The sequence below is a fragment of the Rhodocaloribacter sp. genome, assembly GCF_056451265.1.
Genome location: NZ_JBWOPL010000076.1, coordinates 1 through 11141, shown reverse-complemented (window position 1 = coordinate 11141; position 11141 = coordinate 1). Strand labels below are relative to the sequence as shown.

The 11141-nt window shown below is 68.4% G+C and carries 9 protein-coding genes; 5 read left to right on the top strand and 4 right to left on the bottom strand.

Annotated features, from left to right (window positions below):
• The 5 genes from AC1HIY_RS14065 to AC1HIY_RS14045 all read left to right on the top strand — a co-directional run.
• Nucleotides 1-491, top strand: a 491-nt coding sequence (locus AC1HIY_RS14065; RefSeq protein ID WP_479577384.1) for a hypothetical protein, incomplete at its 5' end; no start/stop codon positions are given.
• Nucleotides 488-880 (top strand): hypothetical protein, encoded by a 393-nt coding sequence (locus AC1HIY_RS14060; protein ID WP_479577383.1) that lies wholly within the window; start codon nt 488-490, stop codon nt 878-880. The genes AC1HIY_RS14065 and AC1HIY_RS14060, both read left to right, overlap by 4 nt.
• Nucleotides 881-922: 42 nt before the next feature.
• On the top strand, nt 923-1774 hold the full coding sequence (locus tag AC1HIY_RS14055; RefSeq protein ID WP_479577382.1) for a peptidylprolyl isomerase: 852 nt from the start codon (nt 923-925) through the stop codon (nt 1772-1774).
• A 137-nt stretch (nt 1775-1911) separates the two neighbouring features.
• Complete coding sequence (gene lysS / locus AC1HIY_RS14050) at nt 1912-3630, top strand: lysine--tRNA ligase (RefSeq protein WP_479577380.1); 1719 nt, start codon at nt 1912-1914, stop codon at nt 3628-3630.
• A 58-nt stretch (nt 3631-3688) separates the two neighbouring features.
• A complete protein-coding gene (locus tag AC1HIY_RS14045) occupies nt 3689-4978 on the top strand; it encodes an MFS transporter (RefSeq protein WP_479577379.1) in 1290 nt (429 codons plus the stop codon).
• A 75-nt stretch (nt 4979-5053) separates the two neighbouring features.
• Here AC1HIY_RS14045 and AC1HIY_RS14040 read toward each other — a convergent pair whose 3' ends face one another.
• The 4 genes from AC1HIY_RS14040 to AC1HIY_RS14025 all read right to left on the bottom strand — a co-directional run bounded on the left by AC1HIY_RS14040 (nt 5054) and on the right by AC1HIY_RS14025 (nt 11042).
• On the bottom strand, nt 5054-7789 hold the full coding sequence (locus AC1HIY_RS14040; protein WP_479577377.1) for a TonB-dependent receptor: 2736 nt from the start codon (nt 7787-7789) through the stop codon (nt 5054-5056).
• 12 nt (nt 7790-7801) lie between these two features.
• Nucleotides 7802-8824 (bottom strand): FecR family protein, encoded by a 1023-nt coding sequence (locus tag AC1HIY_RS14035; RefSeq protein WP_479577376.1) that lies wholly within the window; start codon nt 8822-8824, stop codon nt 7802-7804.
• A 116-nt stretch (nt 8825-8940) separates the two neighbouring features.
• Nucleotides 8941-10023 (bottom strand): hypothetical protein, encoded by a 1083-nt coding sequence (locus AC1HIY_RS14030; RefSeq protein ID WP_479577375.1) that lies wholly within the window; start codon nt 10021-10023, stop codon nt 8941-8943.
• A gap of 248 nt (nt 10024-10271) precedes the next feature.
• The gene (locus tag AC1HIY_RS14025; RefSeq protein WP_479577373.1) at nt 10272-11042 is read right to left on the bottom strand and encodes a DJ-1/PfpI family protein; all 771 of its coding nucleotides are present in this window, start codon (nt 11040-11042) and stop codon (nt 10272-10274) included.
• Nucleotides 11043-11141: the final 99 nt, after the last annotated feature.

The window sequence follows — 11141 nt, the reverse complement described above, 5'->3', positions numbered from 1 at the left end:
AAGCCGTGGCGGAAGCGCCGCCGTGCGCCGAGGTGGCGCGCACGCAGGCGCTCGCCGCCGAGGGCGCCTGCGACACGGCCTCCTGCCAGTCGGTGGTCGTAGCCGTGCTGCGGGTGCTGGCGCGCATACGGGCGCGCGAGCAGGCCGTGGCTTCCGCGACGATGTCGCTCGGGCAACGGGAACGGCTCTCCGAGATGATCCTGGAGCTCGACGCCATAGCCGAGGCGTTGCGCGGGGCGCTCCGCGCGCCGGGGTGGAAGATGATGGACCTCGACCCGGAACCCGAGCCCCCGGACGTCGATGAAAGCCTGTGGTGGTACGCGCTTGCCGAGGCGCTTCAGGCGCTCGAAGCGGGCCTCCGACAGATCGCCTCGATGGTCGCCGGGCAGCCGAAGCCGAGCGCGGCGCGCACCCTCGCCGCCCTCGTCGCCCGGGTGCTCCGGCGGCACTACCACGCCCTCCTCGCAGAAGCCGAACACTGGATGGGATGATGTCCGACCCGCTCGAAACACTTCTTCAGACCGACGACGCCGACGTCGAGGCGCGGTGGCGACAGCTGACCGCGTGGCTCCGGGAACGCTTCGACCGCGAGCCGACCCTCGAGACGACGCTCTTCCTCATCGGCATTCAGGCGCGGGGGGTGGGCTTCGAGCCGAAGCTGCCGAAGGCGCGCAAACAGGCGCTCATCATGGAAGGCGCCTATGTCGTCTTCGAGACCCTCGGGCTCTATGAGCGCGTGGGGATGGACGCCGACGGCTTCTGGATCCGCGAGCGCATCCGCCCGCTGCCCACCCTCTCCGTCGAAGCTCAGGAGAAGCTGCTCCGCCTCGCCATCCTCCGGTATTTTGAGGAAACCCTGCCGGCCTCCGAACGTGTGTGAAGCCGCGCGCCCCCGGCAACCGAACGCATTCCCCGTTTTTCCATGATGAACCTGCGAACCCGAATCCTCCTCTGCGCGCTTCCGCTCGCGTTCCTCTTCGGTTGCGGCGAAGCGCGAACGAATCAAGCCTCCGTCGACGCCCCGGCCGCCTCCGAGGCCGAGACGCCCTCCGCCCGCCCCGAAAACCTTCCCCGAAAAACCGAAGCCATGCCCTCCGAAACCGATACGCCGAACCTGCCCGAGACCAATTTTTATGAGATCGACACGCGGTTTGGCCGCATGGTCATCCGGCTCTATGACGAGACGCCCGCCCACCGGGACAACTTCAAGAAGCTCGTCGCCGAGGGCTTCTATGACGGGACCACGTTCCACCGCGTCATCGCGGGGTTCATGATTCAGGGGGGCGACCCCAATTCGAAGGACGACGATCCGTACAACGACGGGCAGGGCGGCCCGGGCTACACGATCCCGGCGGAGTTCACCCCGAAACGCTATCACAAGCGCGGCGCGCTCGCGGCGGCCCGGCAGGGCGACCCGGTGAACCCCGAGCGTCGGTCGAGCGGAAGCCAGTTCTACCTCGTCCACGGCGGCAACCCCATCGACGAGGCGATGCTCGCGCAGATCGAACAACAGGTCCGCGCAGCCTCGCACATCCCCGACTTCCGCTTCTCCGACGAGGCGCGGGCGGACTATCTCGCCCACGGCGGCGCGCCTTTCCTCGACCTGCAGTACACCGTCTTCGGCGAAGTCGTCGACGGCTTCGACGTGCTCGACCGCATCGCGACGACCCCCACGGCGAAAAGCTCCGGGCAACGCGTCCATCCGGCCCTCGCCGACCAGCCGCTCGAACGCGTCGAGATGACCGTCCGCCCGCTGGAGACGTATCCGCAATAGGCGGCGCCCCCGGCAGGCGCGGCAAGTTTCTCGAAAAAACAACCGCGCCGCCGCCCCGGAAGCCCCGCCGACCTTTATTTTAAAAGACGCGGCCCGCGCGGCGGCGTCTTTTCTTTTCACCTCGACCGATCCGAACCATGACCGACCGACCGATGTCCGAACAGGAGCGTCGCCGCCGCGAAGAGCGCGCCCTTCTCGAAGAACGGGGTGTCAACCCGTATCCGTATCAGTGGAACGTCACGGCGCGCGCCGCCGAGATCCTCGAACGGTTCGACGACGAGCGGCATCAGCCCGGCGAGGACGGCGTGGCGAAGGAGCCCTTCCGCGTCTCCATCGCGGGCCGCATCCTCTCGAAGCGCGTCATGGGCAAGGCGTCGTTCTTCCACGTGCAGGACGCCACGGGGCAGATCCAGGTCTACATCCGCCGCGACGACCTCCCGGAAGGCTTTTACAATCAGGTCTTCAAAAAACTGCTCGACATCGGCGACATCGTGGGCATCGAGGGGTTCGTCTTTCGCACGCGCATGGGCGAGGTGTCGGTGCATGCCGAGCGGCTCGAACTGCTCGCGAAGGCGCTCCGTCCGTTGCCCGTCGTCAAGGAGGTCGAGGGCAAGGTCTACAACGAGGTGACGGACAAGGAATTCCGGTATCGGCAGCGGTACGTGGATCTGATCATCAACCCGGAGGTGCGCGAGGTCTTCCGCCGCCGGGCGCGGATGATCACCACGCTCCGCCGCTTCCTCGACGCGCGCGGCTATCTGGAGGTGGAGACGCCGGTGCTTCAGCCGGTCTACGGCGGGGCCTCGGCGCGGCCCTTCCTCACGCACCACAATGCGCTCGACATGACGCTCTACCTCCGCATCGCCGACGAGCTGTACCTCAAGCGGCTCATCGTCGGCGGCTTCGAGGGCGTCTATGAGATCGGAAAGGACTTCCGGAACGAGGGGCTCAGCCGCTTCCACAACCCGGAGTTCACCATGCTCGAGCTCTATGTGGCCTATAAGGATTATTTCTGGATGATGGACCTCGTCGAGGAGATGCTCGAGCACGTGGCCGTCACGCTTCACGGCGCGCCGGAAGTGACGGTGGGCGGGCGCACGATCTCCTTCGCCCGCCCCTGGCCGCGCCTCCCCCTCTTCGAAGCCATCGAGCGGGAGACGGGGCACGACCTCTACGGCAAGAGCCGCGACGAGCTGGCCGCCGCCGCCGAGACGCTCGGCCTCGAGATCGACGAGACGATGGGCAGCGGCAAGATCATCGACGAGATCTTCGGCGCATTCGTCGAGCCGAAGCTGATCCAGCCGACGTTCATCATCGACTATCCGGTGGAGCTGAGTCCGCTGGCGAAACGGCACCGGTCGAAGCCGGGACTCGTCGAGCGCTTCGAGGTGATCTGCAACGGGAAAGAGCTGTGCAATGCCTTCAGCGAGCTCAACGACCCCGACGATCAGCGCGCCCGTTTCGAGGAGCAGGCCCGTCTCCGCGCCGGCGGCGACGAGGAGGCCATGCAAATCGACGAGGACTTCCTCCGCGCGCTCGAATACGGCATGCCCCCCACGGCCGGCCTCGGCGTCGGCATCGACCGCCTGGCCATGCTCATGACCGACCAGTACTCCATCCGCGACGTGATCCTCTTCCCGCTCCTCCGCCCGGAAGCCTCGGCCGCGGCCGAAGGACAGGCGACCGACGAGAACGTGCACGTCTTCAGGGATGCGGAGGGCTGGGGCTGGCGCTTCGTCCGCGACGACGTGGCGACCGAGAGCAGCCGCTTCGCCAAACGCGACGAGGCCCTCGCCGAAGCCCGGCGCGCGGCGCAGTCCGAAGGCGTGGAGGTGGTCATCGACGACGAGGCGTGAGTCCGGCGCGGCCCCCCGACCCCCGGCCCGGCCGCCGCGCTTCATCCTGCACCCAACCATGCCCGAGCCTTCCAGCGATCCACAGGCCGCCCCGGAGCAGGCGGGCTATCTCGAGCTGATCCGGCACAACGTGTCTTTCCGGCGGCTGTGGCTCGGCAACATCGTCTCGCTCCTCGGCGACTGGTTCAACACCATCGCGCTCTACAGCCTCGTCACCGACCTGACCGGCTCGCCGTTTGCGCTCGGGGCGGTGTTCATCACGAAGATGCTGCCGTGGGCGCTGGCTTCGCCGTTTGCCGGCTTGCTCGTGGACCGCTTCAGCCGCCGCCGCGTGATGATCGTCTCGGACCTGCTCCGGGCCGTGGTGGTGCTCGGCTTCCTCGTCATCGACGAGCCGGGCGAGGTGTACCTCGTCTACGTGCTGACGACGGTTCAGGTGGTGATCGGGTCGGTGTTTCCTCCGGCGCAGAGCGCTTCGATCCCGAACCTCACCACGCCGCGCGAGCTCATGACGGCGAACGCGCTCATGTCCGCCACGTGGTCGGCGTTGCTGACGCTGGGGGCGGCACTCGGCGGCTTCGCGGCGGCGTGGTTCGGCCTCAAGGCGGTCTTCATCATCGACAGCCTGAGCTATGTGGTGTCGGCGTTCTTCATCTTCCGCACCGTCATCCCGCAGGACACCGCCGCGCCGGAGACCGCGCTTCGGGTGCGCACGGTGGTGCGGGAGATCGTCGACGGCTGGCGGCATCTGCGGGCGCGCCCGCGGGTGGGCCGGATCGCGCTGGCAAAGGGGACGTGGGCCGTGGCGGGCGGGGCGCTCGTCTATATGCTCACGTTGCTCGGCGAGGCCGTCGCGCCGGAGGCGCACGCGATGGGCATCGGCATCTTCTTCGCCGCGCGCGGCTTCGGCACGGGCGTCGGCCCGATCCTGGCGCGGGCGCTCTTCAAGGACCGGCGGCGCTGGCCCGCGCTCATCGGGGCGGGCGTCGCCTTCAGCGGGCTCGCCTACGCCGCCGTGGGCTTCCTGCCGTGGACGTACGCCGTGGCCGCCGTCGTCGTGGCCGCGCATGCCGCCAGCGGAGCCAACTGGGTGCTCTCGACGGTCCTGCTTCAGGAACGCACCGAGGACCGCTTCCGCGGGCGCGTCTTCGCCACCGAATGGCTGCTCGTCATGCTCGCGGACACGGTGAGCATCCTCCTCGCAAGCCTGCTGCTCGAAAGCGCGCTCTTCGACCTGCGCTCGGGCTTCCGGCTCTTCGCCTTCATGCAGATCCTGTGCGGCCTCCTCTGGCTGCTCGTCATCGTGCCCCGCGAGCGCCGAGACCCCCTCGCCGAGGCGCCGGGGTGAGGGCCAAGGCCGAGCGCCGGGCCGGAGCCCGCGGAGCGACCGCCCGGAGCCGCCGCCGGTTAACCGAAGGGGACGTCAAAACGCGAAGGACAGGGAAAAGGACGGCTGAATGCCGAGGTCATACACGTCGACGTTGACGAAAGAGAGGCGTTGCCGGTGCTGCCCCTGTCCGACGACGGCCACGGGCGCACGATACCACGGGTTGTTCCGGTCATAGAGGTTGAAGACCCCCACGCGCGCTTCCAGCGCACGCCCGCCCAGGCGGCGGCGGTATTCGAGGCTCACGTCCATCCGGTGATAGTCGCCGAGGAAGGGCGGCTCGTCGGGGTCGGAGAAGGCGAGCGCGTTCGGCGTGCCGGAGGCATAGTGCCACGCGAGGCTGCCCGTGAGGCCGGGACGCATCGTCCATTCGAGACGGGTGGAGAACTGCCGGCGGCGGTCCCACGGCGCGAAGAACGGCTCGCCCCCGTTGAGGGCATCGTTCCGGATCTCCATCTTCGACCACGTGAAGCTGCTCGTCCACAGCGCCGGGCCGAGCCGGTACCGGAGCATCAGTTCGAGCCCCTGCGCCCGCGCCGTGTTGTCGGGAAGCCACGGCTTGAGGAGCACGCTCTCATCCGGCGAGCGGGGCGGGAGCAGCCCATTCTCATGCTGCCGAAGGTTTTCGAAATCTTTCAGGTACCCTTCGGCCTGAAAAAAGAGCGTTTCGGTCACCTTCACGTAGAGGCCCGCCGTGACGTGATCGACGCTCCCCGGCGGCTCGGCGGCGGTGCTCATGATCCAGATGTCGGAGCCGTCGGCCTGTTCGAGAAAGAGGCGGTGGAGAAACTGAAGGTTGCGGCTGTAGCCGAGCCCGAACGAGACGCGGCGCTCCGGGAAGAGCCGCCCCCACAGGCGCGGCGAGAGGCGGACGAAGCGGCCGTTCGAGAAATAATGCCCGCGCAGCCCCACGTCCAGTTCGAGCGCCCGGAACGGTTGCGCGTCGTACTGCGCGAAAGCATCGAACTGCACGGCCGTTTGCGCCACGTCGAACCGCGCCCGACGGGCCGAGTCTTCCTCATAGGCGACGTCGAAGCGGTGGAGCGCATAGCCCGCCGAGAACGCGCCGCCGAAGCGGGGAACGGCGTCGAGCGACTGCGCGAGCTTGAGTTCGACGAGCTCGTTCTTCTGCGCAAACGGCGCCACGACGGGAGGCCTCATGCCCGCCGCCCCCCCGAACATGGGCACGTACGTGAAATCGTCTTTCGAGAAACGGCTGAAATACCGGCTGAGGGCGAGTGTGGTCCGGGCAAAGACCCGGTCGCCGAGGGCGCGCTGCTCGCGGAGGCTGACGGCGAGGTTGCCCCAGTCGTTCCGCGTCTCGACGGTCCGGCGCTCGAGGTGCGGCATCGCGCCGCCGGGCGCCTGCTCGACGAAGCGCTCGGCCTCGTGCCGGGCCGCATCCCCGCCGAGGTACACGTTGAGCGTCGTCCGCCGGCCGCGCGCCGACTCGTGATAAAACTTGCCGTGGAGATCGAAGAAGCGAGCCGAGGACGAGCCGGGAAAGAGCGCGCGGGCGCCGGGGCGCGTCGTCTCCGCCGAGAGGCTCGTCTCGCGAACCACGTTCAGCCCCTGCTCGATGATCGAGGCGTTGTTGAACCAGTCGATGGCGTTGAGGTAGGAGAGGCGTCCGGAGAGGAGCCAGCTTCCGCGCCCGCCGGCCCACGGCCCCTCGAGCGTTCCCCGGACCACCGTGTTGCTCAAGCCCACCTTTTTCCGGAAGCCCGTCTGCGAGCCGGTGCGCGTGACGAACGAGAGTGTGCCGCCGGGCGGAGCCTCGAAGCGCGCCGGCGCGATGCCGTAATAGAAGGCCACCGCCTGAAGCGCGTCCTCGTTGAACGCATCGAAGAGGCCGAAGAAGTGGTTCTGATTATAGATCCGCACGCCGTCGAGCAGGACCTGAAAGCCGTCGGCCTTGCTGCCGCGCACGTTGAGCCCCTGCGTGAGCGCCGTCGAGAGCGTGACCGAGGGCAGGTTCTGAAGCGTCCGCAGCACGTTGCTCTCCCCCAGCGGCGCGGACAGACCGGGCCGGAGGAGGTGACGCCACGTCGTGTCGAGGTCGGCGGCGAGGAGCGTGCCGCTGACGACCACCTCGCTGCCGCGCAACGGCTGCGGCGTCAGCCGGATAGGCAACGAGGCGGGCAAGCGACGCATCGTCACGCGGATGCGTCGGCTCTCATAACCGAGGTGCGAGGCGGTCAGTTCGAGGTACGGGCCGTCCGGAAGCCCGTCGAGGCGGAGGTGAAAGACGCCCGCTTCGTTGGCCGCCGTCCCGCGCAAACGCTCGCCCTCGCGCCAGGACACGGTGGCAAACGACAGACGCGCGCCCGTCTCGGCGTCGAGGATCACGCCCGTGAGGATCGTGGGAGGCGGAGCCGAGGGCGCTTCCGCTTCGGTCAGGAAAACCTGCTTCCGCGCGGCGTCCACCCGAAGCTGAAGGCCGAGCGGGCGAAGCGCCCGGTCGAAGGCGTCGAGGAGATCTTCCGTCGCCGCCGTGAACGTCACCTCTTTGCCGCCGATGAGCGCGTCGCGATAGAGGAAGCGATAGCCGGTGACCCGCTCCACTTCTCCGATGACCTCGCGAAGCGGCGCGGCTTCGAAGACGTGACGGTTCTGCGCCGGAGCGGGGCGAACCGGGAGAACGACGAGCAGGAGCAGGACCGGGATAAACGAGCGAAACGAGAGGGCGGCGTTCGGCTGCCCTCCCGTTCGTCCCCCCGCACGTTCGGCAGGGGCATCCGGGGTCGCTATGATGCGCCGCGCATGCGCCAAACGATCTTGGTTTTAGTCCGATGAACCGGGCACGAAGCGGTACAGGTGTTCGCCCGCCTTCTCGAAGCGCCCGCCCAGGACGACGCCGAGGTCGCGGAGCGCCTGCTCCGGCGGGCCGAGGAGGATGCGCCCCGTGAGCGTCTCGTGCGCCACCGACGGCGGCGCGTCGAAGACAATGCCGTAATGGTGCGCCAGCTCGGCGAGGATCTGCGAAAGGGGACGCTGCGTGAAGACCATCTCCCCGCGGAGCCAGTCGAGGTATTCGTCGGAGGGGGCGGGTTCGGGTGCTTCGAGCGCGCCGCTCGGCGTGAGGACGCTCCGCTGTCCCGGTTCCAGCGTCACCGCCTCGCCCGTTGCCGGGCGCTCGAAGCGGACGCGGCCGGCTTCGAGGTACACCGTCGTCTCCAGGCCCCACGTGCTCACGTCGAAGCGCGTGCCGAGGACGGAGACCAGCCCCTGTCCGGCTTCGACGACGAAGGTGCGCGCCGGGTTCGGCGTCACGTCGAAGAAAGCCTCGCCTGTGAGCCGGTACCGCATCCGGGTCTCGTCCGTACGCACGGCGTACAGGCGCGAGTGCGGGCGGAGCGTGACCGTCGAGCCGTCGCCGGCGACGAAGCGGACCGACTCGGCCCCGGCCACCGCCACCGGCCCGGGCGAGGACGGGTGCGCGAGCCACCAGCCCACCACCACGAGCGCCGCCACACTCGCCGCCACCGCCGCCCATTGCCACACCGAACGCATCGCGGGGAACGCCGGACGGACGAGGCGCAGCGGACGAGGCTCCCGCGAACGGCGCGCTCGCCCGGCCTCGATCCGACGCATCACCTTCGCCCACACGCGCTCGGAAACCTCGGGAGAGACTTCCTCGGCCGTCTCGGCTTTGAACTGCAACAACGCCTCGAAGAGCGCCGCCTCCTCCGCATCCGACGAAACGGCGGACGGCTCCGGAAGACGGCCCTCCGCCGACCGCTCGCCGAGGCGGCGGGCCAGCCGGAGGTCCCGGTCGTCGTCGGGAAGCATCGTTTCGTCGTTCATCGTTCCGAGGGGCGCGCGCCCGAAAGGAGTTCAAAAAATCGTGTCGGCGAGGCGCGGGGAAGCGAGACGAAGAAGCGTCGCCGCCGTCGTCCCGCTCCCCCGTGCATGCCGGGGGGTCATCCGCCCGTGCGTCGGCCGTGGCCCATGCCGTTGGCGCCGAAGCCGTTCGTCCTCTGCCCGAAGCCGCCCTGTCCCGGACCGCCGCGGCGCGCGAAGGCCAGATGCCGCGTGCGGAGGGTCAGCGCGTCATGGATGAGGACGATCTCCCACTGCGTCGCGTCGAGGAGCGCTTCGAGGGCCGCCTGCTGGGCGTCTTTCAACGCGCCGAGGGCCGCGAAAGCTTCCTCGGGCGTGAGCGTGCCTTCGCGCAGCTGATCGAAGATCGCCTCGCGCTCGGCTTCCTGTTCGGCGAAGAGTTCGTCCACGGCGGCCGCCTGCTCGTCCGTCAGGCCGAGCGCGTCTTTCATCGCCGCCCGCACCTGTTCGAGCATCGCCTCGCGTTCGGCTTCGTGCTCGGCGCGGCGCGTTTCGATCCGCGCCTCGATCTCCGCCCGCTGCTCGTCCGTCAGCAGCGCGTCGATCTCGGCCTTGATCGCGTCGCGAAGCGCGGCCATCTCCTCCAGAAACGCCTCATGCGAGAGCGTCCCGTCCCGCCGCGCCTCGATCAGTTCGGTAAACTGCGGCGCATACGTCTCCCGGATCGCTTCTACGGCGGCGATCTGTTCGTCGGTCAGGATGCCGTCGAAGAGGCCGCCTTCGTGCGGAGCGCCGAAGCCGCCCGGTCCCATGCCACCCGGTCCCATGCCACCCGGTCCCATGCCGCCCGGTCCCATGCCGAAGCCGCCGCGCGGGAAGCCCGGCTCGCCGAGAAGTCCGGCGCGTTCGCCGTACTGCGCGACCAGGTCGAAGAGCCGTTCCTTTTGCTCATCGGTGAGCGTGGTCTGCAAGTCGGCGGCCACGTACCACAGGAAGCCCGGTTCCCGCCCGTGCTCGTCCTGACCGGTCATCACGCGCGTCACCGATGCGGCCTCTCCTGCCGAGAGGTTCAGATCCGTGACCAGCGCCTCGGCGAGCGCCGCCATCTCATCGGTCGTCTCCGTCGCCGACGCATCCTCTTCGAGCGCCGCCGTCGGGCTGTCGCAGGCCGTGAACGTGAACACCACGGCCAGCGCGAGCAATCCCGGTATCCATGTACGCATCTTGTTTGTCATCGTCGTCCCTCAAGTGCTTTTGGTGACTGTGGACCTTCGGAGAACCGCTTTGTTCTCCCGTCTGTCCTTCATACACTTCAACCGGGGGGTCCCCCCTATCCGGCCCGGCATTCGAGGCATCGAAGGGCCCCGTGTTTCATGCGAGAAACGGGATCGGATCGAGGCGCACGAGGTCGTCGCCCGGGCGAGGCAGGAGGGCACCGGATGCGTACAAAAGGATCGAGCCGGTGCGTCGCTCACTCCGCATGCACGACGAGATGCGGCGCCGCGTCGAGGTCCCACGGCCAGACCAGCCCGGCGGCGGTGCGCGCGGCGTGCTCTTTTCCGTACAGCCGCTCGACGAGGTAGAACGCCGGCTCATAGCTCATCCCGCCGCCGACCGACGTGATAAACTTGCCGTCCGCGACGAACCGCACGTCGTATCGCACGTCGATCTCGGGAAACATCTCGGCGAAGCGGTCGCGGTCGCCGGGGAACGTCGTGGCGACGCGGCCGTCGAGCGCGCCGGTGGCTGCCAGCGGAAACGCGCCGTCGCACACGGTGACGACCCACTTCGCCTTCGCGACGGTCTTCTTCAGCCATGCCATGAGCCGCTCATTTTCGAGGTCGGCGGTCATGCTGTTGTTCGTGCTCGGGATGACGAGGATGTCGATGGGCGGCGCGTCGTCGAACGAATAGTGCGGCGTGATGGTGATGCCCTCGAACGTGGTGAACGGCTGCCCGTCGGGGGAGACGATGAACGTCTCGATATAGTTATCCGGATCGCGGAAGCGGGTGTGCTGAAGCACGTCGTACGGCGCCATGAGTTCGGAGTTGAAGACCGTCTCCACCGCCAGGAAGCCCGCCCGGAGCACCTCGCCCGAGGGTTCGTGCGCGGCGGTTTCCACGACCGACGGCGTCTCCTCGGCACGCTCCGCCCGGCACCCGGCGAGACTCATGCCGCCCCAGAAGAGGACAAGCAAAACGATAGGGCAGTTCGGATGGACGCGGCAAAAGAGACGGGACATGGCGAGGCGTGGTCGAGGAGGGTGGAGAAAGAACCGACGAAGCGCGGCGACTTTTCGGGAAAGATACGGAAACGCGCGCAGCGGGGCACGGTGGGGGGA

Coding starts and splice junctions, on each gene's coding strand:
- AC1HIY_RS14055 (WP_479577382.1), top strand. CDS start 923: ATGATGAACCTGCGAACCCGAATCCTCCTCTGCGCGCTTCCGCTCGCG.
- AC1HIY_RS14045 (WP_479577379.1), top strand. CDS start 3,689: ATGCCCGAGCCTTCCAGCGATCCACAGGCCGCCCCGGAGCAGGCGGGC.
- AC1HIY_RS14035 (WP_479577376.1), bottom strand. CDS start 8,824: ATGAACGACGAAACGATGCTTCCCGACGACGACCGGGACCTCCGGCTG.
- AC1HIY_RS14060 (WP_479577383.1), top strand. CDS start 488: ATGATGTCCGACCCGCTCGAAACACTTCTTCAGACCGACGACGCCGAC.
- AC1HIY_RS14030 (WP_479577375.1), bottom strand. CDS start 10,023: ATGCGTACATGGATACCGGGATTGCTCGCGCTGGCCGTGGTGTTCACG.
- AC1HIY_RS14025 (WP_479577373.1), bottom strand. CDS start 11,042: ATGTCCCGTCTCTTTTGCCGCGTCCATCCGAACTGCCCTATCGTTTTG.
- lysS (WP_479577380.1), top strand. CDS start 1,912: ATGACCGACCGACCGATGTCCGAACAGGAGCGTCGCCGCCGCGAAGAG.